General features: G+C 62.7%; 25 protein-coding genes. 14 read left to right on the forward strand and 11 right to left on the reverse strand.

The window, feature by feature from the left end:
• Positions 1 to 24: 24 nt before the first annotated feature.
• Positions 25 to 999: a DUF3592 domain-containing protein gene (locus tag AB7813_RS25110; protein ID WP_441228661.1), complete on the forward strand. Its 975-nt coding sequence runs from the start codon at positions 25 to 27 to the stop codon at positions 997 to 999.
• A gap of 39 nt (positions 1,000 to 1,038) precedes the next feature.
• Here AB7813_RS25110 and AB7813_RS25115 read toward each other — a convergent pair whose 3' ends face one another.
• On the reverse strand, positions 1,039 to 1,842 hold the full coding sequence (locus tag AB7813_RS25115; RefSeq protein ID WP_441228662.1) for an N-formylglutamate amidohydrolase: 804 nt from the start codon (positions 1,840 to 1,842) through the stop codon (positions 1,039 to 1,041).
• A 126-nt stretch (positions 1,843 to 1,968) separates the two neighbouring features.
• Here AB7813_RS25115 and AB7813_RS25120 point away from each other — a divergent pair, with 126 nt between their 5' ends.
• Both AB7813_RS25120 and AB7813_RS25125 read left to right on the forward strand, forming a co-directional pair.
• Complete coding sequence (locus AB7813_RS25120; protein ID WP_441228997.1) at positions 1,969 to 2,877, forward strand: transglutaminase family protein; 909 nt, start codon at positions 1,969 to 1,971, stop codon at positions 2,875 to 2,877.
• Positions 2,878 to 2,885: 8 nt separating this feature from the next.
• Positions 2,886 to 3,281, forward strand: a complete 396-nt coding sequence (locus AB7813_RS25125; protein ID WP_441228663.1) for a gamma-glutamylcyclotransferase family protein — start codon at positions 2,886 to 2,888, stop codon at positions 3,279 to 3,281.
• On the opposite strand, the gene AB7813_RS25130 is transcribed toward AB7813_RS25125, so the two are convergent.
• Positions 3,278 to 4,495, reverse strand: a complete 1,218-nt coding sequence (locus tag AB7813_RS25130; protein ID WP_441228664.1) for an MFS transporter — start codon at positions 4,493 to 4,495, stop codon at positions 3,278 to 3,280. The two genes, AB7813_RS25125 and AB7813_RS25130, sit on opposite strands and share 4 nt — an antisense overlap.
• A 243-nt stretch (positions 4,496 to 4,738) precedes the next feature.
• Positions 4,739 to 5,296, reverse strand: coding sequence for a chlorite dismutase family protein (locus AB7813_RS25135; RefSeq protein WP_441228665.1), 558 nt, complete (start codon positions 5,294 to 5,296; stop codon positions 4,739 to 4,741).
• A gap of 370 nt (positions 5,297 to 5,666) precedes the next feature.
• On the opposite strand from AB7813_RS25135, the gene dnaG reads away from it, so the two are divergent.
• Positions 5,667 to 7,685: a DNA primase gene (gene dnaG, locus AB7813_RS25140; RefSeq protein ID WP_184513595.1), complete on the forward strand. Its 2,019-nt coding sequence runs from the start codon at positions 5,667 to 5,669 to the stop codon at positions 7,683 to 7,685.
• Positions 7,686 to 7,965: 280 nt separating this feature from the next.
• Positions 7,966 to 10,095 (forward strand): RNA polymerase sigma factor RpoD, encoded by a 2,130-nt coding sequence (gene rpoD / locus AB7813_RS25145; protein WP_089262093.1) that lies wholly within the window; start codon positions 7,966 to 7,968, stop codon positions 10,093 to 10,095.
• Positions 10,096 to 10,284: 189 nt separating this feature from the next.
• Here rpoD and AB7813_RS25150 read toward each other — a convergent pair whose 3' ends face one another.
• A complete protein-coding gene (locus AB7813_RS25150; protein ID WP_441228666.1) occupies positions 10,285 to 11,109 on the reverse strand; it encodes a LytTR family DNA-binding domain-containing protein in 825 nt (274 codons plus the stop codon).
• Positions 11,110 to 11,229: 120 nt separating this feature from the next.
• On the opposite strand from AB7813_RS25150, the gene AB7813_RS25155 reads away from it, so the two are divergent.
• The 6 genes from AB7813_RS25155 to AB7813_RS25180 all read left to right on the forward strand — a co-directional run bounded on the left by AB7813_RS25155 (position 11,230) and on the right by AB7813_RS25180 (position 18,365).
• A complete protein-coding gene (locus AB7813_RS25155) occupies positions 11,230 to 12,201 on the forward strand; it encodes an alpha/beta hydrolase family protein (RefSeq protein WP_441228667.1) in 972 nt (323 codons plus the stop codon).
• Positions 12,202 to 12,405: 204 nt separating this feature from the next.
• Positions 12,406 to 13,341, forward strand: a complete 936-nt coding sequence (ku, locus tag AB7813_RS25160; RefSeq protein WP_231078023.1) for a non-homologous end joining protein Ku — start codon at positions 12,406 to 12,408, stop codon at positions 13,339 to 13,341.
• Entirely contained in the window at positions 13,338 to 13,685 is a 348-nt protein-coding gene (locus AB7813_RS25165; RefSeq protein ID WP_120288496.1) for a hypothetical protein, read from the forward strand. The genes ku and AB7813_RS25165 overlap by 4 nt, the downstream gene beginning before the upstream one ends.
• 385 nt (positions 13,686 to 14,070) lie before the next feature.
• Positions 14,071 to 14,481 (forward strand): DUF4345 domain-containing protein, encoded by a 411-nt coding sequence (locus AB7813_RS25170; RefSeq protein ID WP_441228668.1) that lies wholly within the window; start codon positions 14,071 to 14,073, stop codon positions 14,479 to 14,481.
• Between the two features lie 615 nt (positions 14,482 to 15,096).
• Entirely contained in the window at positions 15,097 to 15,687 is a 591-nt protein-coding gene (locus AB7813_RS25175; protein ID WP_441228669.1) for a hypothetical protein, read from the forward strand.
• Between the two features lie 215 nt (positions 15,688 to 15,902).
• Entirely contained in the window at positions 15,903 to 18,365 is a 2,463-nt protein-coding gene (locus AB7813_RS25180) for a DUF4238 domain-containing protein (protein WP_441228670.1), read from the forward strand.
• 94 nt (positions 18,366 to 18,459) lie between these two features.
• On the opposite strand, the gene AB7813_RS25185 is transcribed toward AB7813_RS25180, so the two are convergent.
• Positions 18,460 to 18,696: a hypothetical protein gene (locus tag AB7813_RS25185; protein ID WP_068733419.1), complete on the reverse strand. Its 237-nt coding sequence runs from the start codon at positions 18,694 to 18,696 to the stop codon at positions 18,460 to 18,462.
• A gap of 913 nt (positions 18,697 to 19,609) precedes the next feature.
• Here AB7813_RS25185 and AB7813_RS25190 point away from each other — a divergent pair.
• Positions 19,610 to 20,437, forward strand: a complete 828-nt coding sequence (locus tag AB7813_RS25190) for a lytic murein transglycosylase (RefSeq protein WP_309947500.1) — start codon at positions 19,610 to 19,612, stop codon at positions 20,435 to 20,437.
• Between the two features lie 279 nt (positions 20,438 to 20,716).
• Positions 20,717 to 21,946 carry a GGDEF domain-containing protein gene (locus AB7813_RS25195; protein WP_441228671.1) on the forward strand — a complete coding sequence of 410 codons (1,230 nt, stop codon included), beginning with the start codon at positions 20,717 to 20,719 and terminating at the stop codon, positions 21,944 to 21,946.
• 5 nt (positions 21,947 to 21,951) lie between these two features.
• Here the strand turns inward: AB7813_RS25195 and AB7813_RS25200 are convergent, their stop codons facing one another.
• Entirely contained in the window at positions 21,952 to 22,464 is a 513-nt protein-coding gene (locus AB7813_RS25200) for a PAS domain-containing protein (RefSeq protein ID WP_089262075.1), read from the reverse strand.
• A gap of 173 nt (positions 22,465 to 22,637) precedes the next feature.
• On the opposite strand from AB7813_RS25200, the gene AB7813_RS25205 reads away from it, so the two are divergent.
• Positions 22,638 to 23,156 carry a DUF4112 domain-containing protein gene (locus AB7813_RS25205; RefSeq protein ID WP_441228998.1) on the forward strand — a complete coding sequence of 173 codons (519 nt, stop codon included), beginning with the start codon at positions 22,638 to 22,640 and terminating at the stop codon, positions 23,154 to 23,156.
• A 38-nt stretch (positions 23,157 to 23,194) separates the two neighbouring features.
• On the opposite strand, the gene AB7813_RS25210 is transcribed toward AB7813_RS25205, so the two are convergent.
• From AB7813_RS25210 to AB7813_RS25230, 5 genes are all read right to left on the reverse strand, one after another.
• Positions 23,195 to 23,479 carry a hypothetical protein gene (locus AB7813_RS25210; RefSeq protein WP_068733430.1) on the reverse strand — a complete coding sequence of 95 codons (285 nt, stop codon included), beginning with the start codon at positions 23,477 to 23,479 and terminating at the stop codon, positions 23,195 to 23,197.
• A gap of 246 nt (positions 23,480 to 23,725) precedes the next feature.
• Positions 23,726 to 24,106 carry a hypothetical protein gene (locus AB7813_RS25215; RefSeq protein ID WP_441228672.1) on the reverse strand — a complete coding sequence of 127 codons (381 nt, stop codon included), beginning with the start codon at positions 24,104 to 24,106 and terminating at the stop codon, positions 23,726 to 23,728.
• Positions 24,107 to 24,271: 165 nt separating this feature from the next.
• Positions 24,272 to 24,685: a peptide-methionine (R)-S-oxide reductase MsrB gene (msrB, locus tag AB7813_RS25220; protein ID WP_093759446.1), complete on the reverse strand. Its 414-nt coding sequence runs from the start codon at positions 24,683 to 24,685 to the stop codon at positions 24,272 to 24,274.
• Positions 24,686 to 24,726: 41 nt separating this feature from the next.
• Positions 24,727 to 25,443: a peptide-methionine (S)-S-oxide reductase MsrA gene (msrA, locus tag AB7813_RS25225; protein WP_120288505.1), complete on the reverse strand. Its 717-nt coding sequence runs from the start codon at positions 25,441 to 25,443 to the stop codon at positions 24,727 to 24,729.
• A 215-nt stretch (positions 25,444 to 25,658) separates the two neighbouring features.
• Positions 25,659 to 26,048: a BA14K family protein gene (locus AB7813_RS25230; RefSeq protein WP_439079452.1), complete on the reverse strand. Its 390-nt coding sequence runs from the start codon at positions 26,046 to 26,048 to the stop codon at positions 25,659 to 25,661.
• Positions 26,049 to 26,109 lie beyond the last annotated feature (61 nt).

The following is a 26,109-nucleotide window of genomic DNA, read 5'->3' on the forward strand; positions in this document are numbered from 1 at the left end:
CGCGCCGTGCCATGAGGTTTCGCCGTGCCCGACATTCCCTGGTTCGTCTATGCCATGCTGCTGGCGCCGTTCGGCCTGATCCTGGTCGCCGTCGGCTATAAATATCTGCAGGTCCGCGCTGCCAGCGACTGGCCATCCACCTTCGGTAAGGTGATCGTCTCGACCTCCGAAGTACGCGACGTCAAGGTGCTCGACGACACGCGCGAGGAGCGCAAACGCACCGAAAAGCGCAATTTTGCGAACATCGTCTACGAATACACCGTTAGCGGACAGAAGCTCACCAACAATCGCGTCAGCATCGGCGAGGACCGCGGCAATTTCGAAGTCGCGGAAACGATCGCGCGCTATCCGGTCGGCACCGCGGTGATGGTCTATTACAACCCGCGACACCCACGCGATGCCGTGCTCGATCGCGAGATGCCGAAGGGGATAGGCGGCTGCCTTGGCATCGCTGCAGTCATCGTGCTGGCGATCGTGGTCGGCGGCATCTTTGGCGGCGTCCGCATCAACGAATTCATTGCGGCGCATCTTGTCGACCCAAAAGTGTCCCCGATCGTGACAGCGCTCTGCGGGTTCGGCTTTCTCGTTGCCCTGTTCGGGTTGGCGCTACACCGGCAGGGGTCTCTGGCCAAGAAGTGGCCGGTGGTGCCCGGCATCGTCAAACTGGGCGCGCCCGAGACCTATGTGAGCCGTGACAGCGACACCGGTCGTAGCGGGCCGGTGATGCAGACCCGGAACGTGCAATACAACTATCGTTTCAAGCACGTCGCCTATATCGGATCCGCCGGGAGCCTGAGCACGAGCAACCCGAACCCGCCGCAATGGCAGTTGCGGCTGTTCGGGATGGACTACAAGAACGGTGACGCGGTGAAGGTCTTCGTCAATCCGGACAATCCGTCTGACTCGACGCTGAGCCCTGGTGGCCGCGCGGCGTATTTCCTGTGGGCGGTTGCGGCGGGATTTGTGGTGGTGGCTTATTTCATCGGGACGCACGGCTAGGCACCTCACGCCGCGCGGGTGCATTGGCAGCATCAAGAGCTAGAGATGCGATGCGCGCGGCGTGATCAGCGTCGCCTCGATCTCCGTAAAAATGCGCGTCAGCCGCTCCGCCCACTCCGTCTGGCCGCTTGGGTCGGTGATCAGATCCTGCCGGATCTCGATGCCCGTATTCATCAGTCCGCGCTTCTCGCCATGCACGGGAATTGTGTAGTCGGTGGCATCGGACACCGCATAAGGCTCGTTGTCGCCCACCACCAGATCGGCTTCGGCGCGCAACAGCTGCAGCAGCAGCGGTGGCAGTTTGCTGTCGTGCTGATAGAGCGTGCCGATATGCCAGGGGCGGGGAATGCCGGCGTAGACAGGCGTGAAACTGTGCAGCGACACCAGCACTGTCGGCTGGCCCTTCGCCAGCCTTGCATCGATCACCTCGTCGATGCGCCGGTGATACGGATCGAAGATCAGCTCGCGCCGGCGCGCCTTCGCATCGGACGTGAGACCGTCATTGCCGGGCACGGTGGTCGCCTCGCTGATCAGCGGAATCGCGCTTACGGCGTCCGGCGGGCGGTTGCAGTCGATGACGAGCCGCGAATAGCGCTGGGCCACGAGATGCGCATCGAGCGCCCGAGCCATCTGCTCGGCCACGCCGGCGATGCCGACATCCCAGGCGATGTGGCGGGCGAGCTCGCTTTCTGGCAGGCCGAGATCGCCGAGCATCTCGGGAATCAGCCGGCCGTAGTGATCGCAGGTCAGCAGAAAAGGAGAGTGTCCGGCGGTATTGAGTTCCAGAACGGGCGGAACCTCCTGGGGGCCGAGACGTAGGGATGTGTCCTGATTGCTATCCAAGGCTCTGTCCAAAATTCTGTCCAAGGCTTTTTCCCGATATTGCCTAACGATGCGGCATCCCGGCCTGTGATTCTGCAGGCTTCCGTATAAATTACACGGGACAAATCACGCATGAACGAACCATTGATGCCCCTGCTCACGATTCATCACAAGACCGAATATCGCTATGCGCATCCCGTCGCATTCGGCGAACACCGGATCATGCTGCGGCCGCGCGATGGCCATGATCTGCGCATGCTCAACGGCAAGCTCGAGATCACGCCCGAGCCGCTGTCGCTGCGCTGGATCCACGACGTGTTCGGCAATTCAGTGGCGATCGCCACCTTCGACGAGCACGCGCGAAAGCTCACCTTCGTCTCCACCGCGACCATCGAACATCTGCCGTCGGACGAGTTCGCGCTGACCGCCGATGACAAGGCCTATTTCTATCCGTTCCTGTATGACGGCGAAGAACTGCCCGATCTGCAGGAATTTATCCGGCCGCAATATGGCGATCCCGATGGAGAGCTGGCGACATGGGCGCGCGGATTTCTCGACCCGCAGGGCCGCACGCCGACCGTCAATATTCTGACCGGCATGACGCTCGGCATCCGCAAGCAGTTCGCCTATCGCAAGCGCTACGAGCACGGCACCCAGCATCCGCTCGATACGCTGCAGACCAAGTCCGGCACCTGCCGCGATTTCGCGCTGTTCATGATCGAGGCGCTGCGCCGGCTCGGCGTCGCCGCGCGTTTCGTGTCGGGCTATCTGTTCATCCATGGCGACCGCGAGCACAATTATGTGGGCGGCGGCTCGACCCATGCCTGGGTGCAGGTCTATCTGCCGGCCGCGGGCTGGATCGAATTCGATCCGACCAACGGCATCATCGGCAGCAAGGATCTCATTCGCGTCGCGGTGGCGCGCGATCCGCGCCAGGCGGTGCCGCTGCACGGCACCTATATGGGCTCGGCCGATGCGTTTCTCGGCATGGATGTGAGTATCAATGTGGTCTCCGCGGGGGATGATGTCGCCGCGGCGCTGGCCGAGAAAGTCTAGCTCCCGTCATGCCCGATCGCGTTCTCGTCTACGGCACATTGATGCGCGGTTTCGATCATCCGATGTCGAAGCTGCTCTCGTCCGGCGCCGATTTCCTCGGCGAGGCCTCGTGCCGTGGCAGGCTCTATATGATCGCGCATTATCCCGGCCTGCTGCACTCCGACGATCCCGGGGACATCGTGTTCGGCGAGCTGTTCCGGCTGCGCAAGCCGAACGAGTTGATGGCGGCGCTCGACGACTATGAGAGCGTGGGGCCCGGCCATCCGCAGCCGAATCTGTATCTGCGTGAGCGGATCGCTGTGACGCTCGCCGATGGCAGCGTGAGCGAAGCCTGGACCTATATCTACAACAAGCCGGTCGATGAAACGAAGCGCATCATGTCCGGGCGTTTCCTCGCGCCCTAGCTCACCTTGCGTCTGCTGGCGACCTCAAGGCCGAACAGCGCCAGCGCAATCAGCGATGCACCGATGCCGATCAGTGCGATCATCGACGTGCCGCCTGATGCCACTGCAAATCCGCTGAAGCCCGAACCGATCGCGCCGCCGAAAAACGCGCAAGCGAGAAACAGCGCGTTGAGCCGGCTGCGGATATGGCCGGCGAGGGCATAGATCGCGCGTTGTCCGGCAACGACATTACCCTGCGTGCCGGCATCGATCAGGATGCCCGCGATCACGAACAGCGTCACGGCAGTCGCGCCGCCGGTGTGGCCGCCGATCCAGGTCAGCACAAAGCTCACCAGCACCAGCAGCATGGCGGTGACGGTGACGAGATCGCCGCGGCCGCGATCGGCGAGGCGTCCGGCGAGCGGCGCCACCAATGCGCCGCCGGCGCCCGACAGCAGGAAGGCCGACATGGCGATATGGCCGAACGAGAACGGCGGCTGGTCCAGCACCAGCGGCATCGCCGTCCAGAACAGGCTGAAGGACCCATAGAGCAGGCATTGATAGGCCGAGCGCTGCTGCAGCACCCGCGTGGTCAGCATCAGGTCCCACAGCGAGTGGATCAGCGTCGCATAGGTGAGCTCATGCTTCGGTTGCCGGGGCGGCAGCGCGATCACCATCAGTGCGAATACGCCGCACATCAGCACCGCGGACATCACGAACACGGCGCGCCAGCCGAACGAGCCGGCCACCATGGTGGCCAGTGGCCGCGACAGCAGGATGCCGAACAACAGCCCGCTCATCACGGTGCCGACGATCTGCCCGCGCCGTTGCTCCGGCGCCAGATGCGCCACGACAGGCAGGATCATCTGCGTGCCGACAGCGGCGATACCGAGCAGCAAGGTCGAGGCGATGAAGATCGCCGCCGTGGGTGCGGCTGCGGCGATCAGCAGGCTGACGATCAGGCTGCCCAGCGTGATCAGGATCAGCCGCTTGTTCTCCACGAGATCGCCGAGTGGCACCAGGAACAGCAGGCCCAGCACATAGCCGAACATCACCATGGTCAGCATGATGCCGGCCGATGACAGGTCGAGCCCGAAGCTCTCGCTGATCGGCCCCACCAGCGGCTGCGCGTAATAGATATTGGCGACGGTGACGCCGCAGGCGACGGCAAAGGAAAAAATCAGCCAGCCGCCGGGACCGGAGTCGCGGGCGGGATGTTCGGACGATGAGGACATGGAGGCTTTCAGGCGGGCGGGGCGGTGGGAGAGATATGGCGCATGTGATGCCATGCCAGAAGTGCGGCGTCTTGAATGGGAGCCATGCAGGTTGCCGTTCCGGTCTAGCCTCGTCATTCCGGGGCGCGCTCTTGCGCGAACCCGGAATCCCGAAATGTTCAGAACATGTCGGGATTCCGGGTCTGAACTTTGGCCGGCTTCGCCGACCGACGTTCATCCCGGAATGACGAGTGGGGCGCTACTTCAAACCACCGCCTTCACCACCCGCGCATCCACCTCGCGTTCCACATAGCTCCATTCTTCCGTCTCGCGCAGGCCACCGACGAGGTCCTCGAATTCCTGCGCGTGTTCCGGCGCGTATTCGAACCAGGTGAGGAAATCGAAGGGCTCGCCGAGATCGCGGGAATGGTAGAGCTGGCGCGCGATGGCGGGCAGGTATTTCAGGCTGTCGGCGATGTGGCGGGATTTGTCCTCGAAGATGCAGCGGCGCTCGTTCTGGGTCATGTCCCACCAAGCCGCGTTCTTCCTGATCGGGATCAGTGCGCCATGGGTTGCCTCAGGTCGGCCGAGCCCGGCCTGTGCCGCAACCAGCGCGATCTTCTCGGTGCGTTCGACATAGCGGACATGGCTGGCGACGCCGGCGAGGCGCCAGGATGTCTGCGACGGCAGCAGCGGCAGCGAGATGGCGTCGGCATGGGTGATGGACAGCGCCGCAACGGGTTTGAGCGTCTCGCCCTTGACGGGCGAGATCGAGATCACCTGCCATGCACCGGTATTTCCGCCGCGGAATGTCGTGAACATGGAATATGAGAGCGTGGAACCGGGGTGAGTTCAAGCAAATTGACACAAACTCGTCATTCCGGGGCGCGCGCGGCGACAGCCGCACGCGAACCCGGAATCCCGCAATGTTCAGCACCTCTCACCGCCCGGTGTTCGGCAATGATGAACACGTCGGGATTCCGGGTCTGACCGCCAGACGGCTTCGCCGTCTTCTGGTCATCCCGGAATGACGAGTGCGTGGCCAACTGCCCTGTGGTTATCCGGGAAAACCTCGTGTCCAGTCGTATTTCTCAGTGCGAGACCTATATCCATGGTCGGCTGAGCTGAGGCCCAGATCAAAGCCGTCGGCCCGCAACACTTACCTAACCAGATCGCACGATAACCGCACCCCATGCGCTTCACGCCCCAATTCCTCGACGATCTGCGCGCCCGGCTTCCGGTTTCGGAAGTCGTGAGCAAGCGCGTCAAGTTGAAGAAGGCCGGGCGGGAGTGGAAGGGGCTGTCGCCGTTCCAGCAGGAGAAGTCGCCGTCGTTTTTCGTCAATGACGAGAAGGGATTTTACCACGACTTCTCCAGCGGCAAGCATGGCGACATCATCAATTTCGTGATGGAGACCGACGGCGCCAGTTTCGTCGAGGCGGTGGAGCGGCTGGCGCAGATGGCCGGCGTGGCGCTGCCGGCGGCGACGCCGGATGCCGCGCGCCATGAGCAGCGCCGCAAGACGCTCTATGATGTGATGGATCTCGCCGCAAAATTCTTCGCGGACACGCTGGTGGGGCGCGAAGGCGCCCGCGCGCGCGGCTATCTCGCCGATCGCGGTATCACGCCCGCGGTGCAGCTCCAGTTCCGCATGGGCTTTGCATCCGAAGATCGTTTCGCGCTGAAGGAATATCTCGGCGCCGCCGGCGTGCCGGTGCCCGACATGGTCGAGGCCGGATTGCTGATCGGCGGCGAGGACATCCCGGTGCCCTATGATCGCTTTCGCGATCGCGTGATGTTTCCGATTTCCGATGTGCGCGGACGCATCATCGCCTTTGGCGGCCGCGCGCTGAAGAAGGATGCGCCGGCGAAATATCTGAACTCGCCGGAAACGCCGCTGTTTCACAAGGGCGACAATCTCTACAACCTGCCGATGGCGCGAAAGGCCGCGCATGATGGTGCGCCTTTGGTGGTGGTCGAAGGCTATGTCGACGTCATCGCCATGGTCGGCGTCGGCTTCCCCGGCGCCGTTGCGCCGCTCGGCACGGCGCTGACCGAGAACCAGTTGCAACTGCTCTGGAAGATGGCCGACGAGCCGATCCTGTGTTTCGACGGCGACAAGGCCGGGCAGAAGGCGGCATGGCGCGCGGCGGAGCTGGCACTGCCGCATCTCAAGCCCGGCAAGAGTCTGCGTTTTGCGCTGCTGCCCGAAGGACAGGATCCCGACGACCTCGCCCGCTCCGGCGGTCGCGCCGCGATCGAGGACGTGATGGCCGCGGCTGGCACGCTGTCGGATCTGATCTGGGCGCGCGAGATCGCCGGCGGCACGTTCGCGACGCCGGAGCGCCGTGCGGCGCTGGAGGCGCGCATCAACGAATTGTCGAACGGCATCCGCGACGATGTGGTGAAGAAATACTACCGCCAGGACATGACCGAGCGGCTGCAGCGCGCCTTCGGCACCGGCCCAAAAAACTACGGCGGCAACAACGGCGGTCGCGGCGGCTTCCAGCAGGGTGGCGGAGGCGGCGGTTTTGCGCGCAGTCCGCGTCCGTTTACCCCCGGTCCAGCCGGGCGAATCAGTGGCGGTGGGCGGGGCGGGGCCAATGCCGGGCCCCAGACCATCCAGCGCGGGCCCTATCAGGTGGTCAGTCCACAGCTTGCGACGTCGTCGATCATGCGCGGCCAGCGCAGCGCCATTTCGAGGCGCGAGGCGCTGATCGTGCAGTCGCTGATCAACCATCCCTGGCTGCTGCATGACCGGCTGGAGGAGGTGGCGGCACTGGAACTCGCCCATCCCGAGATGCACCGGCTGCGTGCCGGGATCATCGCGGCCTTTGCCCATGAGCATCATCACGGCGATGAGGCCGAGCAAAGTGAACAAATGCGTTCAGATCTGGTTAAAGCCGGATATTCCGAACAATTACAGCATGTTGAGCAGGCAGTTACCACTCAGGCGGTGTGGGCGGCGCGGCCTGGTGCGGCCCGCGAGGATGTTCTTTCCACCTGGACGCAGCTCGTTGCCTTGCATCGCCAGTGGCACTCATTACTTAGGGAGCTTAAAGACGCGGAGCTTGCTCTGGGCGCAGAAGCGAGCGAAACGAACTACGGCTGGTTGCGCGATGTGAAGGCCCGGTTGGCTGAGGTCGACGGGATCGAGGCGCTGATCGAGGGGTTCGGAGAATCCTCGGGGCGGTTCCAGCGCAGTTCGTAAGACAACTTTGCTGCGGATGGTGCCCGGGCAAACCGCGAAAAGACTCGCCAAACCCATGGTTTGGCTGCAAAAACAGGGTTAATCCGGGCTTAAGGCTCTCCACGTTAAGGGTCTGGGCTTAAGTAGTGAAAACCGCGAAGACGACGTCGGGGGTGGCGATGGATATGCGCCGCCCTTTGTGCGTCAAGCGGTGACGATGATTGGATCGGGGCGCTTGCGCCCCCTGGATTGATAGCGGGGCGGTGACGCCCCCGGCGTGAGCGCGTTTCAGGAGCATTGAATGGCCACCAAGGCAAAGACGCTGCAGACCAAGGACAAGGAAAAAGACGACAAGGCAGCTGACACGCCGGAGAAGGACTCCGCAGACGCGCCGTCACCTTTGCTCGACCTGTCCGACGCTGCCGTCAAGAAGATGATCAAGCAGGCCAAGAAGCGCGGCTTCGTGACCTTCGATCAGCTCAACGACGTCTTGCCATCCGATACCACCTCTCCTGAACAGATCGAAGACATCATGTCGATGCTCTCCGACATGGGCATCAACGTTTCCGAAAACGAAGACTCCGACGGCGAGGAGGAGAGCAAGGACGAGGACGACGATACCGACAACGAACTCGTCGAAGTCACGCAGAAGGCCGTCACCGAAGTCAAGAAGTCGGAGCCCGGCGAGCGCACCGACGATCCCGTCCGCATGTATCTGCGCGAGATGGGCACCGTCGAGCTGCTGTCGCGCGAAGGCGAAATCGCCATTGCGAAGCGCATCGAGGCCGGCCGCGAGGCGATGATCGCAGGCCTCTGCGAAAGCCCGCTGACCTTCCAGGCCATCATCATCTGGCGCGATGAACTCAACGAAGGAAAGATCTTCCTCCGCGACATCATCGATCTCGAAGCGACTTACGCTGGCCCCGACGCCAAGAACAACATGAACCCGGCGCTGATCGCACCGCCCACCGGCGATGGCGAAGCTGTGGCCGAAGGCGCCGAAGCCGTGGCCGCACCGCCGGCTGCGCCGCCGTCCGCCACGCCGTTCCGTCCGGCTCCGCCGCGTTCGGCGCCTGCTGCGGCCCCCGCCGGCGAAAGCACGTCGGAAGGCGCTGCTGACGGCGACATGGACGACGACGAGTTCGAGAACCAGATGTCGCTCGCCGCCATCGAGGCCGAGCTGAAGCCGAAGGTGGTCGAGACCTTCGACAAGATCGCCGACAGCTACAAGAAGCTGCGCAAGCTGCAGGAACAGGACATCGCGAACCAGCTCGAGAGCGCCTCGCAGGGCCCCTCGCTGTCGCCGTCGCAGGAGCGCAAGTACAAGAAGCTCAAGGACGAGATCATCGTCGAGGTGAAGTCGCTGCGCCTCAACCAGGCGCGTATCGATTCACTCGTCGAGCAGCTCTACGACATCAACAAGCGCCTCGTCTCGTTCGAAGGCCGCCTGCTGCGCCTCGGCGACAGCCACGGCGTCGCGCGCGAGGACTTCCTGCGCAACTATCAGGGCTCGGAGCTCGATCCGCGCTGGCTCAACCGCGTCTCGAAACTCTCGGCCAAGGGCTGGAAGAACTTCGTCGCCATCGAGAAGGACCGCATCAAGGAACTGCGCGGCGAAATCCAGCAGCTCGCGGCCCTCACGGGTCTTGAGATCGGCGAATTCCGCAAGATCGTGCACGGCGTGCAGAAGGGCGAGCGCGAAGCCCGTCAGGCGAAGAAGGAGATGGTGGAAGCCAACCTCCGTCTCGTGATCTCGATCGCCAAGAAGTATACGAACCGCGGCCTGCAGTTCCTGGATCTGATCCAGGAAGGCAATATCGGCCTGATGAAGGCCGTCGATAAGTTCGAATATCGCCGCGGCTACAAGTTCTCGACCTATGCGACCTGGTGGATCCGGCAGGCGATCACCCGTTCGATCGCCGACCAGGCCCGCACCATCCGCATTCCCGTGCACATGATCGAGACGATCAACAAGATCGTGCGCACCTCGCGTCAGATGCTCAACGAGATCGGCCGCGAACCTACTCCTGAGGAACTGGCTGAGAAGCTGGGCATGCCGCTGGAGAAAGTTCGAAAAGTTCTCAAGATCGCCAAGGAGCCGCTGTCGCTCGAAACCCCCGTGGGTGACGAGGAAGACTCGCATCTCGGCGATTTCATCGAGGACAAGAACGCGATCCTGCCGATCGATGCGGCGATCCAGTCCAACCTGCGCGAAACCACCACGCGCGTTTTGGCCTCGCTCACCCCGCGCGAAGAGCGCGTGCTGCGCATGCGCTTCGGCATCGGCATGAACACCGACCACACGTTGGAAGAAGTCGGCCAGCAGTTCTCGGTGACGCGCGAACGTATCCGCCAGATCGAAGCCAAGGCGCTGCGCAAGCTGAAGCACCCGTCGCGGTCGCGCAAGCTGCGGTCGTTCCTGGATAACTAACGGTCGCTGTCGATCCTCGATCCTTCTGATGATGCCCGGCCTCGCGCCGGGCATTTTCGTGTGTGCGTGCCGTGCTTTCACGCGCTCGTTGCCAAGGTACATGGCTGCATATATGTTCATGATTTGTTCTAGTCGTCAAGAGGCTTTGTGTCGCGCGTGTCCTTCACCCGCCGCGGAGCGGAGGGCGGATTAGGTGTCGCCAATCGGTCTTGCGCGCGCTGGTTCGACGCCGCGGTTGTCCGGCGCGGTCTCTGTCGTGAGCCAGCCGGCCTCGCGCACCATGGCCACGGCCGAGCGGGAGACAGGGGCGGTGATCCCGTTGACGAGTTGCAGGCGCAGATTGCGGCCCTCGGTCACGGCGCACACAACGGCCTTCCGCGCGACCCACCATGACCGGTGCACCTGCAGGCCGTCAGCGGTGCCGAGAGCCGTCATGGCCTGATTGAGCGTTGCCAGCACCAACCGGGAGTGGCCGGCGACATGGTGGACGCGGACATAGTGATCTTCCATCTGCAGGCAAAGCACCGCGAAGGGCGGCGCACCGAGCAGGCCGAAAGCAGTTGGCGGCGCGTCGTCGGCTTCCTTGGCCTGGTGCCGCTTGTGTCGTCGCGCCTGAAGCAACAGGGTGAAGCCGAGCACGACAGGCAAGGCGGTGATCAGTCCTTGCACATACCAGTCGAGCGGGCCCAGCCTTCTCAGGAACGGCCATATCGATACGCCGATCCACGCGGTCCAGATCTGAAATGGGACGGTCAGGATGGCGACGCCGAGGACGATCGCCGTCCACGTCATCCACGGCCTCAACTGGAATCGCAGCACCACGCGGATCAGGGAGCCATACAGCAGGACTCCCGGCCAGAAGCAGGCAAGCTGAAACGCCACGCGCTGCCATGCCGGTCCATTCAGATAGCTGCCGAATGGTCCGATCAGGCCGAGGAAGACGGCGCAGACGGTCGCGATCGCCAGGTCGACGGCCCAATCCCGCAGAAAATGACGTTGCCAGGCGTTGCTCATGACGTCTCATCGCAGCGGTTCGCCCACCGGCGAACCCGTTCGCCCATTGGCGAACAACGGCTGGCGCAGGGCGGCGCCGTTTGCAGAACTCGCGTGTCATCCCGATCCGCAGGAGGTTCCATGCGCAGCATCATCGCACAGGTTTTCGTCGCATTCATCGCTATCGCCGCCGCCAGCCAGGCCGACGCCGCGGTCGGCTTCCAGCATTTCAGCATCAGCGATCCACAAGGGCCACCCATCGAGGTCGGCGTTTGGTATCCCACCGGCGCTGCGCCGAAGCTGCAGGCGATTGAGTCCGATCAACAGATGGTTGCCCGCGATGCGGCACTCGCAGGCGACCGCCTGCCGCTGGTGGTCTTATCCCATGGTCACGGGGGCTCCTATGCCGGGCATCTCGACACCGCCATGGCCCTGGCCAATGCAGGTTTCGTCGTCGCCGCCCTCACGCATAACGGCGATAGCTGGCGCGACCCGGGCAACCCCACCGCGATCTGGGAACGGCCGCGCCAATTCAAGCTGGTCACGGATTATATGCTGGACGCATGGGGCGACCATGGGCGTATCGATGCGACGCGCGTCGGCGCGTTCGGCTTCTCGGCCGGCGGATTCACGGTGCTCGCGGTGGCCGGTGGCGAGCCGGACCTGCGGACTCTCGGGGATCACTGCAGGGCGCATCCCGCTTTCGAAGATTGCCAGATCGTCGAACGGCACCCGCTTCCGCTGGATGCCGCTATCGTCTGGGCCCACGATCCGCGCATCAAGGCGGTCGTCTCCGCGGCGCCCGCCCTTGGTTTTGCCTTCGGTCGCAAGGGCCTGGCGGCGGTCCGTCAGCCGGTCCAGCTTTGGCGGGCCGAGGACGACCAGGTCCTGCCACATCCCTATTATGCGGAGGCCGTCCGCCTCGCTTTGCCGACGTCGCCCGAGGCGCATGTCGTGGCGAATGCCGGGCACTACGATTTTTTGACGCCATGCTCCGCGCAACTGGCAACACGCGTGCCGGTGATCTGCACCAGCAGACCGGGGTTCGACCGCGCTGCATTTCATGAGCGCTTCGATCGCGACATCGTCGCGTTCTTTACGCGGGCGCTGTAGTCGCGGCCTGGATTTGGTGAGCCCGACAGCTCCTTCGTCGGCTCTTGATCGAGATGGGCGCGCGCGCCTGCGGTGCGCGTCGGCGGCCTCGGTGCTGTCGATCTCAAAGGTCGGCCTGCCGAACTGGTTCCGGCGCCGGGAACAAATCGGGCGGGTCCCGCTTGAGTCGGGATTGTGTCGCGTCGTCTGAGTTGGAGTATTGCCATGGCCCCGCGTGCCAATTGGAAGGGCTTTTTGCGCCTGTCCCTCGTGAGCTGTCCGGTCGCGCTATATCCCGCCACGTCGGATTCCGAGAAGATCAGCTTCAACCAGATCAACCGCAACACCGGCCATCGCATCAAATATCTGAAGGTCGATGCGGATACCGGCGAGGAGGTGGCGGCAGACGACATCATGAAGGGCTTCAAGGTCGATACCGACACCTATGTCGAGGTGTCGAAAGACGAACTCGACAACATTGCGCTGGACTCCACCCGGACCATCGAGATCGACGAATTCGTGCCGAAGGCCGATATCGACCCGCGCTACGCCATTCGTCCCTATTACCTCGTGCCCGACGGCAAGATCGGCCATGACGCCTATGCGGTGATCCGCGAGACCATTCGCGACATGGGCAAGGTGGCCATCGGCCGGCTCGTGCTCACCAATCGCGAGCACATCATCGCGCTGGAGCCGCTGAAGAACGGGCTGATGGGCACGCTGCTGCGCTATCCCTATGAGGTGCGCGACGAGGCGGAGTATTTCGACGACATCCAGGACGTCAAGGTCACCAAGGACATGCTCGATCTGGCGCGGCATATCGTGGAGCAGAAGGCCGCGGAATTCGAGCCCGGCAAATTCGAGGATCGCTACGAGTCCGCGCTGGTCGATCTCGTCAACCAGAAGCGCAGCGGTGTCGCCCTCAAGCCGCATGGCAAGGCGCGGCCCGGCACCAATGTGGTCGACCTGATGACCGCCCTGCAGCAGAGTCTCAAGGGCGGCGGCGCCGCGCCGAAGCCGAAGGCGAAGAAGCCGCCGAAGCGCGCCACCGGCCAGAAGGAAATGCTGCTGCCGATCACCGGCAAGAAAGAGCCCGCGCCGGCGAAGAAGGCGGTGCGGCCGGTGGCCAAAGGGGTGACCAAGGGCAGGAGGGCGGGATGACGCGCGCCTGGACCCCGTCGCTGGTGCCGGATGCCGGCGAGCAGACCGTCTATCTCGTGCTGGATTGTTTCGACCGCGCCGGCTGCGCCTGGCGCGAGGCCGATGTCGCGGCGACCGATCTCGAAACCGTCATCGCCGATCTGATGTCCGGCCAGTACAACGATCCGCAGCGCGTGATCGCCTTCAACACGGCCGAGCGCTGGGCCGACGACGTGTCGGAAGACGTCGCCCGCGAGATCCGCCGCCGCGCCGACCGCAATTACGAGGACGTCACCTCGTCGCTCGACGACTTCGTCCAGCGCCACGCCGGCCGCGAGCGGCAGCTCACGCTCAGGCTGGCGTGACAAGGGGCCTGAGATACTTCTCCGCGACGAGGGGGTGACCGAATAAAAAAGGCGGACCGCAAGGTCCGCCTTTTTATCGTGCGCGCTCTTAACCTCTCCCCGCAATGCGGGGAGAGGTCGACCGGCGGAGCCGGTCGGGTGAGGGGCCGTCACCAACGCAGCCTCAATCGCCACCTTTCGGGTCGCACCGTCTCGAACCGGGAGAATGTTCGCATCCCGCCTGGCACAGCTCGCTGTGCGCGGGAGCGGGAGAGGGGGCGCGTGCCACACGCCGTCGCCCACGTTGATAACTCCGCCACACCCTTTGATTGTGCAGCGTCCCGCGCTAGCGTCACGCATTGCCGATCGATTTTCCTGAAGCACATTTTTACCCGAGGACATTGCCATGACGTCACTCGCGCCGATGCTGCTCAGCCAGCGCGTTGCCCAGGTCTGCCTGTTTCTGGTCGGCGCCATCGCCATCTTCGGCGGCGCGCTGCAGATGTATCTCGGCCAGCCCGAGACCGCGCCGCGGCTCGACAATGTGCATCGCTTCATGGGCGGCATCTATCTGATGTCGGGCGTCATGGGCCTGTGGGCGGCATCGACCATTCGCGAACACAACACGCTGGTTGTCCTGATGGCCGCGACGGTGTTCGTCGGCGGCCTCGGCCGCGTGCTGTCGATCGCGAAAGTCGGCCTGCCCGAACCGCACGCGCTGTGGATCACCTATCTCATGCCGGAGCTGGTGATCCCGTGGATCATCATCGCAGCGCAGGTGATGACGAACAGGCAGATGGCGGGCGGGGCGGGGTGAGGCGCGACATGAAGATACTGCTCACTTTGCTAATCTTAATGGCTCCGACGATCGCTTGCGCTCAAGTCTCCACCCCGATGGTCGGAGGCAAGCCACTTGTACAAGTGAAGCCCCGCACATCGGCCCCGTCGCTACCGCTGATCGAACGACTACGAATCTGTCTTGATATCGAAGATCAGACCAAGGAACGGCTGGATTGCTACGACGGCATCGTGCCGCCGCAGCCAAAACTTGCGCCGCCCCCTGCAAAAGTCGTCACGGACTGTAAATTCTTTAAGGAAGAAGATGCTCGTCTCGATTGCTTCAATCGTTTCGTGCAAAGGCCTTTGAAGCGTCAGCCTCCGGTGGCCAAACCCATTGTCCTGCCTAAGCCGGCGGCGCCGACATACACGCCGTCCTCATCGACGAGGACACACTATGTCCGGCGTGGGCGTGGTGGTTGCGGATCGCGCGGCGGCGCCGGGTATCGGTTGCCCAATGGCAGATGTGCGAGTCGAAGTAGGTAGCTAGAACGTATGCAGATTAGCAAAGTGTAATCCGCCAAATGCCTATCAAAAGTCAACGTAACACGCTGCTATTACACTTCACATGCTAATCTTTGCCGGCAGTACGAACATGACGACGCAGCGTGAACCAAACATCGTGAGGGGCGTGAAAGCCTTTGAAAGTCTTTTTGGTTGCCTCGGGGTAGCGGTGTTTGCGGTGCTGTTCTTTTCAGCGACCTACGCGATCTGGCATGTCGTGGTGCTGGATCACAGGAAGCGTGTCCCCGCATATCTGCAAGTGTCGAAAGTCCTCTACGTCAAGGAGGAGAGTTGGGGCTTCGGTCCCGGCGGGAACGAGACAGGTCTCCTCGTCTACGAACTGCCGGCTGATGTCGCTGCGGCGATTGGCGGCAAGGGGCTGTCGTTCCTCACCGACAATGACAATGCCCTGAAAGCGCGCCAGCAATTGGATCCGAATTTCGAGTGGTACGCGACGCCTGTCGCGCCTGCTTTCGGATGGAAAGGCGACGGTCATACGCCGCCCTCGATCAGTTTGTTTCTCAACAGGTACGGTTTTGGCCTGGATTTTGATCAGCGCTTCATCGCGATGGCCGATCAGGCTAAGAACGCATCTGGAAACTTCTATAGCTATGGCTCCGGCGGCCGATTGCTGATCGTGTCGCCTGCGCTTCGTAAAGTCATCTTCGCTTATTCAGGGTGACGGTGGCCTGCCCGAACCGCATGCCGTGTGGATCACCTATCTCGTGCCGGAGCTGGTGATCCCGTGGATCATCATCGCGGCGCAGGTGATGACGAACAGGCAGATGGCGGGCGGGGCGGGGTGAGGGGCACGCTCCGTCCGCAGTGTCACCTCTCCCCCAGCGCAGCAAAGCTGCGCGCCGTTGGAGACGTCAGGAGAGGGCGCCAGCGTACGGGATGTCAGGTGAAGCAGCGGAAATGTCGATAACGAGAGATAACCACTACGTCCCGCAATGGTATCAGGAAGGCTTCTTCGAGGCCGGCCGGAAGTCGATTGCCTATGTTGACATGACTCCGGACCAGAAAACCCTCCCCGACGGGCGCGTGATCACCCAGAACGGCGCGTGGAATAACACGCCGACCTCAAGGGCGTTCTTTCAGACTGATTTGTATTCGACCTTCTTCGGTACGTCCGTCAACGACGAGATCGAGCGGGGCCTCTTCGGCGATGTCGACACTCGGGGCTCGCAGGCCGTGCGCGCGTTCATCGGCACGGACATGCGCAAATGGCACGAGCATTTCCAAGACTTCTTCGACTTTCTAGATATCCAGAAAATCCGCACGCCGAAGGGTTTGGATTGGCTGAAGGCCCAGTACCCGGCTCTCACACAGAACGAGCTCATGTTCGAGATGCAGGGCATCCGCATGCTGCACTGTACGATCTGGGTCGGCGGCGTGCGCGAAATTGTCTCTGCCGAAGACTCCGACGTGAAGTTCATCACGAGTGACCATCCTGTGACGATCTACAACCACGCGGTCCCTCCCACGGACCGAGGGTGCGCCTACCCGCTTGATCCCGGAATTGCGCTGCGCGGGACGCAGACGATTTACCCGATGGACCGCGACCACTGCCTGATCCTCACGAACCTGGAATACGCGAAGGACCCGGACACCGATCCGCTCCAGAAGAGGACCTTTGCGCGCAACTACCGGCAGTCCATCACCAAGATCGACTCGTTCATACGCGGGCGAAAGCTCACCGCGCAGGAAGTCGCGCAAATCAACTTCGTGATCAAGAAGCGCGCGCGTCGCTATATCGGCGGCGGGCGCAAAGAGTGGCTGTATCCGGAGCGGACGGTGACACAGCCGTGGAGCGAACTGCGGAAAACGCTGCTGCCGCCCGAGTTCGGCCTGTTTGAGTTCGGCGGCGAGATATTCGTCAAGTACGAGAGCGGCGACGTCCACTACCAGGACGAGTTCGGTAGGACCGAGAAGCCCCGGGAGTTCTTGATCAAGAAGCTGCCGGAGAAGCCTTTGCGGCCGGGCGACTACTGCGGATGCGGGCAGGGGAAGTCGTTTAAAGAGTGTTGCCAGTCGAAGCCCGAGGCGCTGCGGCCAGCCTGGAACGAGAAGAGCATCCGCGAGCGCAACCTGATGCTCCAGCACGCGATAGTGAACGTGCTGGAACTCGAGTCCGGGAAGGACTGGGTGCAGATTCGCCGCGAGCTGACCGACGAGAAGATAGGCGAGATTTACCACCTCTACGAAGGGCTGTGGCCGCTCGAAACTGATCTGCTCGCGCTGCTGCCCAAACCCGACGGCGAAGCTCGCGCCGTCTACACGGGGTCTATCCATCCGTCGTCGATCACAGACTTCGCACTCGCTGCTCCGCTGTACTTCGGTGAGCTGATAGTGGCGCATCCGTTCGTCCACCCCGGAATCATGAAGAAGGAGATGAGCCCGACCGGCAATCCGAAGTCCTATCGGCAGGAGTTCTTGAAGACGATCATGTTCTTTCTGAATGTCATGCCGCTCGTCGACCTCGGCTTGATCAACCTCGTACCGGACCCTTGCGACTTCGACTTTCATCTTCGCGAGCAGATGATGGGCATGGCACGGGCTCGAGCTTCGCGGGTGGACCCGAAGTACGACCCCCGCCTACGAGAGACGATGGAAGAGGATAGCCGGCGCGGTATCATGCTGATGCCGCCGGACGCGATGCGCAGGCAGCTCCACAAGTTCAAGCCAAACCTCAGTGAGGAAGAGGTTGAGGCCACGATGCGTGCCAGTGTGTGGATGCGGGAGGATGATCCTCTAGCCGTCCTCCAGGAGGGCTCGTTGGAAGGCGGAAAAGGCGGCGGGCAGATGAGTATGTTCAAGCTCGCACCGAATTTCGAGATGACTATGTATTTAGCCCAGGCAACGGGTTCGTGCATTGTCACGGATAGTCCCCTTCGCTGGAGCGAGGTCCAGGGCGCTATCCGGAAGCGCTACAAGGCCGCGACTCCCGGTCTTGCCCCGCTAGTGACTGATATCGAGCGCTCGAAGTTCGCGTTCCCGCAGAACGCGACGGACGTGGTCGCCGCGGCCCTGAGCAAGAGCGGCGCAGGCTACCCGGATTTGCTCCGGGACCTCTTCAAGTACCTTTCCAATCTGGAAGAGCGCGGGGCGAAGCCCAATCGAGAGGCGCAGTTTGCCAGCCGGTTCGCCAAAGCGCATGCCGCGGCGCAGGCCGGATTCAAAAAGTCGGGCGTGCCCTTGAAGGAAGGGCGCATCTCGTGCGTCGCTCCTCCAGGCGGCATGCAGGACAATACGGTCAACAGGTTGCTCCTGATGTCGAGCTCTGAGAGGCACTTGTCGGGTGTTCCGATGGCCTTCTTCATTGAACCAGCCGAGGCAATCACGGTAGACGATAGTTGACCGCTGCGGCCGCGTAGAGTTCGCGCTCGACAGCAAACGGCCGGGACAAGCCCGGCCATTTCAAATTCAGATGCTGATTTTGCGAAGCTTGCTACTACTTCTTCTTCGCGCCCACGCGCTCGACGCTCTTGATTTCCAGCGCCGGACGGCCGGACTTTTCGGCGATCTCGCGGTCCTGCTCGGCGATGGCGGCTTTGGCCGGCTCGTCGCCGTCGAGGCCGCCCAGCAATTCGGAGGGGACGCGGCGGTTGGAGCGCTGCGAGCCGTCTTCATAGAAGACGTTGAAGAAGGCGAATTCGCCTTTGGGATTGGTACCGGGTTTCTTGGCCATGGCGGTTAAGTGGGGGATGGCGCAGGCGAAGTCAAAGCCTTAGCGCGCAAAGCGTGCATGCATCTGTGGGCAAAAGCGGGCAGTGGTTACCGGCGGGACGCGCCGCCCGGCCTGCGACCAAATGTTCATGGTTTGTTCTTGACGTTTCAGGAATAAGGATTATTATCCCCTTTGTCCTGCCCCACCGAGAGGGGCGATCGCGATCGTCACGTTCGCGGGGTGGGATGCGGTGGACGCCGGAGATGCGGCGTCACGCGGTTCATGGGGGAACGTCTGTCTTCGGGCAGGACGGATCTGCGCCAGCACTGCCACTGGCAAGGAGACGGCCGACCTTCGGATGGACAGACCCCTGGACAGTGTGACGGACGACCAAATCGAAACGCGTCCGGCTTAAGTGCTTGAGGCTACCCTGTCCCTCCGCCCTGGGACACTAATTTTGGTGATGGGGCCGTTCGCCAAGGCAGATGTGCAGGCAACCGAAAAAACACCGCAGGCGGAACGCCGGGCACTTCGCCCAGCGCCTCCGAAAGTCCTGATGCACTCTATAGATTGCGGAAGACCGCATCGCATCAGGCCCAAGGGTGCAACGGGCACCCGGCGTTCCGCACGCCCTCTCTCAGGAGGGTGGGAATGCGACAGACGACGGCGCCCCCGCGCCGCAAACAACAGGGGTGATGACGCATGTCTGAAGATCCCACGCACGTCATTCCGGGGCGCGGCCGGCGCTTGCCGGACGCGAGCCCGGAATCCCGACATGGGAGGCTCAGATAGCGCTAGGCCATGTCGGGATTCCGGGTTCACGCTTGCCGCCTTCGGCGTCGCGCGCGCCCCGGAATGACGAGAACAAGGCGCGCCGTTGTTCGGACACATCGGTCATGCCACACTCCGGTATCGCCAACCCAACAGGTTTTTCATGACCAATCGTATCACCGCCATTGCCATTGCCGCTGTGTCCTTCGTCTCGGTTGCGCTGACGGCCACATCCTCGCAGGCCGCCAAATGCGGCGGCGACTTCCAGGGTTTCATCGCGGCCATGTCGCAGGAGGCGGCCGCCGCCGGCGTGTCGCAGGGCGTGATCTCGCAGGCCTTTGCCGGCGTGACGCAGGACCCCGCGGTGCTGTCGTTCGATCGCCGCCAGCGCGGCACCTTCAACAAGAGTTTCGAGCAATATGTCTCGACCCGCGTCGGCCAGGGCCGCATCTCCATGGGCCTGCAGATGATGCAGCGTCACGCCTCGCTGCTGTCGCGCATCGAGCAACGCTTCGGCGTGCCGCCTGAAATCGTGGTGGCGATCTGGGGTCTCGAGTCGGATTTCGGCAAGGGCGATATCGGCAAGATGCCGGTGATCCGCACGCTCTCCACCATGGCGCATGACTGCCGCCGCACCGAGCTGTTTCAGGGCGAGCTGATCGCGGCGCTGAAGATCCTGCAGCGCGGCGACCTGCCGCAGCGCGACCTGATCGGCGCCTATGCCGGCGAGCTCGGCCAGACGCAATTCCTGCCGTCGAGCTACATCAAATACGGCGTCGATTTCGACGGCAACGGCCATGTCGATCTGCGCCACTCGGTGCCGGACGTGCTGGCCTCGACCGCGAACCTGCTCAAGACTGCAGGCTTCAAGGGCGGCCAGCCTTACGGCGAGGGCACGGCGAATTTCGAGGCGATGCGCGAATGGAACAGGGCCACGATCTATCGCAAGACCATCGGCTATTTCGCCGATCGTCTCGCGGCTGGCCGATAGATTACGGGACGGTAGGTGAGGCGAGGGGGCGCGCGGTTTTAAACTTTTGTTAAGCCGCGCGGCCGCCGGGCGAACTTTGGGAACCCCGATGGTGAAAGTCGGATTAACTCATTCCCTTTCACTCTTTCAAAACCACACTGGGGATTATCCGCGGCCAGTCAGATTCCGTTAAGCGTCGCCGACGCATTTTACCACCCGCTGGGAACGAGTGGTGAGAGTGATGGCGGGGATCGACAGCAGCGCGCAGAAGCGCGACGCACAACGTGGCGGATGCCGCCGATGTTGAACGTCGGCACGCTGTTCACGGTGTTCACCGTCAACTTTTTGGCCCTCGGCGTGGTCTGGGCCTATGTGGCCACCAGCTATCCCAACCTGCACGCCGCGCGTTACTGGACCGCCGCCGCGTTCGCCGCGGCGCTCGGCAACAGCATCTCGGTGCTGCGCGGCGTCGGCGTCGATCCGCTGATCGCCATCCTGCTGGGCAACGGCCTGCTGCTGCTGGCCACCAGCCTCGCCGCCATCGGCATGAATCAGTTTTACGGCCGCCCGGCGGGCTGGCGCGCGCAAGCCGTCATCATCGCCGCCAGCCTGGCCGGCCTGCTGCTGTTCACGCTGTGGCACGACAACATGACGATGCGCGTGCTGATCTATTCCGCCGGACAGTCGGTCACCGTTGTCATGACCGTGCCGCTGTTGTTGTCGCGCAAGGATGGCGGCGGCAATGCCGGCGCCCGTCTCGCCGGCTGGCTCGCCATCACGCTCGTTGCTGCGCATGCCGTGCGCTCGGCCGCGGCGCTGGCGAATATCGGCGGCAATATGACCTTTGCCGATTTCAACAATCTCCAGGCCATGATGGTGCTGGTGCTGGTGTTCCTGGCGATGTCGTGGAATTTCGGATTCCTCCTGATGGCCATCGACCGCCTGCGCGGCGAAGTCGCCGAACTCGCACTGGTCGACGATCTCACCGGCGTCGCCAATCGCCGTCACCTGGTGCAGCGCCTCACCGAGGAATGCGCGCTGGCGCGCCGCACGCAAAAGCCGTTCGCGCTGCTGGCGATCGATCTCGACGGCTTCAAGGAAATCAATGACGGCCACGGCCATGCCGCCGGCGACGATTGCCTGCGTCACTTCACGCTGATGACCCAGAGCAAGCTCCGCCCCGGCGATCTGCTGGCGCGTTCCGGCGGCGACGAGTTCAGCATCATCCTGCCGGCGACGACGCTGCACGAAGCGGCAAACATCGCGCGCCGCATTCTGGATGTGTGCCGCATCGACGCCGCGGGCTGTGCGCCCGGCGAGATTCCGATTGCGGCGTCCATCGGCGTGGCGCAGTGGCACCCGCAGGTCGGGCAGTATCCGGAGCGACTGATCGCGGCCGCGGACCAGGCGCTCTATGCCGCCAAGCACGACGGCAAGAACCGCTTCGCCCTCTGCGATCTCGAAGCGCCGTCGATGGTGCCGGCTCTCAACATGGATGAAGCCATCGACCGCGCCCGCAAGCTGGCCTGATCGCCTCAGTTCATCGTCTTGTCGTGGGTGATGTCGATGATCGCGCCGGGCAGGCGGACGGGGCGGCCATGTCCGTCCAGCGTGCAACTGCCGCGCGCGAGAACCCAGCTGATCCGGTCGTTCTTGATCAGACGACACTCGCACTCAAAGATGCCGCCGGATCGCATCGCGGCCGCGACCGCCGCGTGCACCCGGTCAACGTCATCGGGATGGACCGCCGCGAGATAGGCCATGTTCGGCAGACCGCGCGCGGCCGTTTCGGGATCGACATTGAAGAAGCGGGCAGCCCCGGCATCAAGATAGTTGCGGTCGTTGCTGATGTCCCAGTCCCAGAAACCGGCGATCAGTTCACGGGCGGCGAGCCGGCGCGGCATCGGCATCTCGAACGCGTCGTCCTCGGCCGTGGTCTGGTAGGCCTCTGCTGCCGCGAGCCGCAGGATGTAGGAGAGAAATTCGTGCTTCCGCTCCCGGGCGAAGCTTGCAATATCGAGGCACACGTCACCCAAGGGTCGTCGCATCGCTCATCCCCACCCGTTCCCGGCGCGGGCAGAATATAGCGGGCTCCCTGCAATTCAACCGGTGGTTGGAGAATTTCTGCGCGGCAAATATGGGGATCGCGGTGGATCGCCCGATGAGGCGTGACGCGATGCCGCTTGCAGAGTTGGCGCCTGTCCCCCATGTCATGGCCATGATGAGCACAGGTCAATCAACCACTTACGACGCCGGCCGCCCGCGCAAACCGGCGTCCGCGCATGGTCCGATCATCGATCAGGATGGTTTTGAGGTTCGGCCCGAGCAACTTCGGCCGGACGTGCAGAGCTTTCGGTTCGACTTCGGAGCGGGCGCCAATCCGTTTGCCAATCTCACGCGCGAGCAACGGCTGGCGCGGCTGGATGCGCTGGCGAAACTGCTCGACGTCGCCTTCATCGTACCGGGCACCAAGATCCGCTACGGCATCGATGGTCTGATCGGCTTGATTCCGATCGTGGGCGACATCATCACCACGGCGATCTCGCTATGGGTGGTGCGCGAGGCACGGGCGCTCGGTGCGCCGTGGCATCTCACGGCGCGGATGCTGGGCAATGTTGCGGTGGACGGTGCCGTCGGCATCGTGCCGTTTATCGGCGATGCGTTCGACGTGATGTTCCGGGCCAATGTCCGCAACGTCAGAATGCTGCGCAAGTGGCTCGAAAAACAGCCCAGACTCTAGTTCAGAGTCCGGGCTGCGATCGTCTCAATTCGTAAAGCTCAAGCAGCGTCGGCGTCGTCGGTCGCAGGCTCTTCGGCGCGCACGCGGCGCTCGAGCGGGAAGTCCTGGCTCTCATAGAGCGAGCGAATGCCGCTCTGGTCGAAACGCGCTTCCTCGACCTGCAGATAGGCGCCGTTCAGCGAGTCAGCCGGCAGCTCCTCGATCGCGAATTGGACGGCGGCGGCGGCCGTATCGAAACGACGATAGGCGAAACCGGCGCGCTTTTTCTTGCGGATCGCGGCGGGGAAGAGTTCGGCTGCGGTGTTGTAGCTGAAAGCTGCCATGGTCGGGGACCTCATCTGAATACGCAACGAAACGACGCTTCATTCGCAATGCAGCCGATCCGGCGGCGCGCGGAACATCATTTCAGGACAGACCCCAATATAAGCACGTTTTGGCCGATTGCGACACCTGCGATACAGCATGATGAATCGCCGTGCGCAGACGGTATTGCCGTAATAACTTTGTGATTTAAAGAGCTTAGCGCGCGCTTAAGGCATGGGCAGCGGCGCGCGCGGCGCAATATTTGCCTATTGTCCGGTCACGTCCGGCAGCGGCACGATTTTCAGGGGGGTGGTATAGGGCTCGACCCGCAGTGCCTCAGTCGACATAAGCCCCACCTGCCGCAAAGGCGCCTGCTCCAGCGCCCCGGCCTCAGCCTTGCGCACGGCGTACTGCCAGGCCGTCAGCGTACCCTTCTGGACCAGATGCTTGGCGACGCCGCCAGCGTTCTTGGCTTCGAAAGTGGAGAGCTGGTCATCGTTAATGCCGATGATGATCTCGTCCTTGGCCGTGATCACCTTGAACAGCGACACCTTGTCGGTCGCCAGTGCGGGGTGGGACGCCAAGCTTTCGAGAATGAGACCCGCAAGGGCAATGCCGAGCAACAAACGGTTTGAACGGGTAGACATCTTGGTACTTTCTTATTCTTCTTCGCGAACGTGCATGCCGCTGAGGCATGTTCAAGTAACAGGCAATGGGCGAAGCCGCTTACGGACAAGTATTGGACAGAAATGCCCCGCGAGACTTCGATGAGTCGCACGGGGCACTGAAACAGTTCGATACTGGATACGTATTTATTTAGGCTGAAGTTTCAAGGCCGCGGAGTTGATGCAATAGCGCAATCCCGTGGGTCCGGGGCCGTCGTCGAACACATGTCCGAGATGACCATTGCACTTGGAGCACAGCACTTCCGTGCGGATCATGCCGTGGGTCACATCGCGTTCTTCGTCGATATGACTTTCTCGTGAGGGCTGCGTGAAGCTCGGCCAGCCGCAGCCGGAATCGAACTTGGCGTCGGACTCGAACAGTGTCTGGCCACAGCCGGCGCAGACGAAGGTGCCCGGCGTATGGTCATGCTCGTATTCGCCGGTGAACGGACGCTCCGTCGCCTTTTCGCGCAGTACCGCATACTGCATCGGGGTCAGTTCGCGGCGCCATTCGGCTTCGCTCTTTTCGACCTTGCCGGATGTGGTCTTGGTATCGGTCATTCCTTCTCCTTCCCGATTGGCCGTGGCTGCGAGCGCTCAGGTCAGTTTGTGACCTTCGACGCGCTCACCAGCGTCGGCTTCTCGATATAGTTCTGGGCAAAGATCTTCTTCAGGTTCTCGACCTTCGGAATATCGTTATAGGCAATATAGGGCTGGTTCGGGTGCAGCGTCAGGTAGTCCTGATGATAAGCCTCCGCTGGATAGAAGGCTTCGAGCATGCCGAGCTTGGTGACGATCGGCTTCTTGTAGACCTTCGCAGCGTTGAGCTGGGCGATATAGGCTTCCGCCACTTTCTTCTGCTCCGGCGTCGTCGCGAAAATTTCCGACCGATATTGCGTTCCCGAATCCGGGCCCTGGCGATTCAGCTGGGTCGGGTCATGCGCCACCGAGAAATAGATCTGCAGGATCTTGCCGTAGCTGATCTTTTGCGGATCGTATTTGATCTCAACCGCTTCGGCGTGCCCGGTCGAGCCGGTGCTGACCGCGGTGTAATTGGCCGAGCTCTTGGAGCCGCCGGCATAGCCGGACACAGCGTTAACGACGCCTGCCGTGTGCTGGAATACGCCCTGGACGCCCCAGAAGCACCCACCCGCAATCACCGCAGTCTGAATGCCGGTCGCGGCCGGCGTATCCGCCGCGGGTGCGGGAATGATGACAGCCTCTTCGGCGGCAAAAGTGGGGGCCACGAGGGCGGTCGAAATCGCCAATGCGCCGGCAAAGGCGCAGAGCGAGAGGCGGCTGAACAGGGAGCGGCGCATAGCAGGTCCTCTTGGATGATCGATGGCCGGATATCGGCAGTCTAGACCGGAGCCCGCGGTTCGCAATCGGCATTTCCGGGCGGCGTATCGGAGATACGGAGAAGGATCTCGCTTGTTACGCGATACCGGACACGAGTTCGTGAGGATCTGGATGGCAGGAAAAAGCCGCGGAACATGCGTCCCGCGGCTTTCTGATTGACTATGGCGCTAACCGCTTATGGGCAGGGATAGCGATTGCCGTCGTTGTTCAGATAAGTGCCTGACGCCGGATCGTAGGAGCGATAGCGCTGCGCGCAATAGGCTGCATTCTGCTGGGCTGCCGCGTTGGCCTGGCTGGCCGCAATCGCGCCGCCGATGATGGCGCCAGCTGCGAGGCCGCCGACGACGGCGCCAGCGCTGGGTCCGCGGCGATAGTAGCCAGGACCGTAGCCGTAGCGTGGGCCATAACCGTAGCGGCGATAATACTGCACGTTCTCGGTAGCCGACGGTACGGCACTGGCGAGGCTGGGCTGACTAAGCAGTGGCGCTGATGTTGCCGGCGCCGAAAACGCCAGCGCACTCGCACCGATCATCGTGGCCATCGTCAGGATTTTTGCAGGATGCATATCGAGCTCCTTATTATGCGTAAGTGGCCCAAACGTTCGGGCGGGCATCTTGTTCCACGAG

The organism is Tardiphaga sp. 20_F10_N6_6 (assembly GCF_052076045.1).
In the GTDB taxonomy this organism is placed as follows: Bacteria; Pseudomonadota; Alphaproteobacteria; order Rhizobiales; family Xanthobacteraceae; genus Tardiphaga; species Tardiphaga robiniae.

Excerpts from the sequence above, each read along its gene's own strand:
- AB7813_RS25120 (WP_441228997.1), top strand. The coding sequence starts at position 1,969 with ATGCCCCTGCTCACGATTCATCACAAGACCGAATATCGCTATGCGCAT.
- AB7813_RS25125 (WP_441228663.1), top strand. The coding sequence starts at position 2,886 with ATGCCCGATCGCGTTCTCGTCTACGGCACATTGATGCGCGGTTTCGAT.
- AB7813_RS25130 (WP_441228664.1), bottom strand. The coding sequence starts at position 4,495 with ATGTCCTCATCGTCCGAACATCCCGCCCGCGACTCCGGTCCCGGCGGC.
- AB7813_RS25135 (WP_441228665.1), bottom strand. The coding sequence starts at position 5,296 with ATGTTCACGACATTCCGCGGCGGAAATACCGGTGCATGGCAGGTGATC.
- dnaG (WP_184513595.1), top strand. The coding sequence starts at position 5,667 with ATGCGCTTCACGCCCCAATTCCTCGACGATCTGCGCGCCCGGCTTCCG.
- rpoD (WP_089262093.1), top strand. The coding sequence starts at position 7,966 with ATGGCCACCAAGGCAAAGACGCTGCAGACCAAGGACAAGGAAAAAGAC.
- AB7813_RS25150 (WP_441228666.1), bottom strand. The coding sequence starts at position 11,109 with ATGAGCAACGCCTGGCAACGTCATTTTCTGCGGGATTGGGCCGTCGAC.
- AB7813_RS25155 (WP_441228667.1), top strand. The coding sequence starts at position 11,230 with ATGCGCAGCATCATCGCACAGGTTTTCGTCGCATTCATCGCTATCGCC.
- ku (WP_231078023.1), top strand. The coding sequence starts at position 12,406 with ATGGCCCCGCGTGCCAATTGGAAGGGCTTTTTGCGCCTGTCCCTCGTG.
- AB7813_RS25165 (WP_120288496.1), top strand. The coding sequence starts at position 13,338 with ATGACGCGCGCCTGGACCCCGTCGCTGGTGCCGGATGCCGGCGAGCAG.
- AB7813_RS25170 (WP_441228668.1), top strand. The coding sequence starts at position 14,071 with ATGACGTCACTCGCGCCGATGCTGCTCAGCCAGCGCGTTGCCCAGGTC.
- AB7813_RS25175 (WP_441228669.1), top strand. The coding sequence starts at position 15,097 with ATGACGACGCAGCGTGAACCAAACATCGTGAGGGGCGTGAAAGCCTTT.
- AB7813_RS25180 (WP_441228670.1), top strand. The coding sequence starts at position 15,903 with ATGTCAGGTGAAGCAGCGGAAATGTCGATAACGAGAGATAACCACTAC.
- AB7813_RS25185 (WP_068733419.1), bottom strand. The coding sequence starts at position 18,696 with ATGGCCAAGAAACCCGGTACCAATCCCAAAGGCGAATTCGCCTTCTTC.
- AB7813_RS25190 (WP_309947500.1), top strand. The coding sequence starts at position 19,610 with ATGACCAATCGTATCACCGCCATTGCCATTGCCGCTGTGTCCTTCGTC.
- AB7813_RS25195 (WP_441228671.1), top strand. The coding sequence starts at position 20,717 with ATGTTGAACGTCGGCACGCTGTTCACGGTGTTCACCGTCAACTTTTTG.
- AB7813_RS25200 (WP_089262075.1), bottom strand. The coding sequence starts at position 22,464 with ATGCGACGACCCTTGGGTGACGTGTGCCTCGATATTGCAAGCTTCGCC.
- AB7813_RS25205 (WP_441228998.1), top strand. The coding sequence starts at position 22,638 with ATGAGCACAGGTCAATCAACCACTTACGACGCCGGCCGCCCGCGCAAA.
- AB7813_RS25210 (WP_068733430.1), bottom strand. The coding sequence starts at position 23,479 with ATGGCAGCTTTCAGCTACAACACCGCAGCCGAACTCTTCCCCGCCGCG.
- AB7813_RS25215 (WP_441228672.1), bottom strand. The coding sequence starts at position 24,106 with ATGTCTACCCGTTCAAACCGTTTGTTGCTCGGCATTGCCCTTGCGGGT.
- msrB (WP_093759446.1), bottom strand. The coding sequence starts at position 24,685 with ATGACCGATACCAAGACCACATCCGGCAAGGTCGAAAAGAGCGAAGCC.
- msrA (WP_120288505.1), bottom strand. The coding sequence starts at position 25,443 with ATGCGCCGCTCCCTGTTCAGCCGCCTCTCGCTCTGCGCCTTTGCCGGC.
- AB7813_RS25230 (WP_439079452.1), bottom strand. The coding sequence starts at position 26,048 with ATGCATCCTGCAAAAATCCTGACGATGGCCACGATGATCGGTGCGAGT.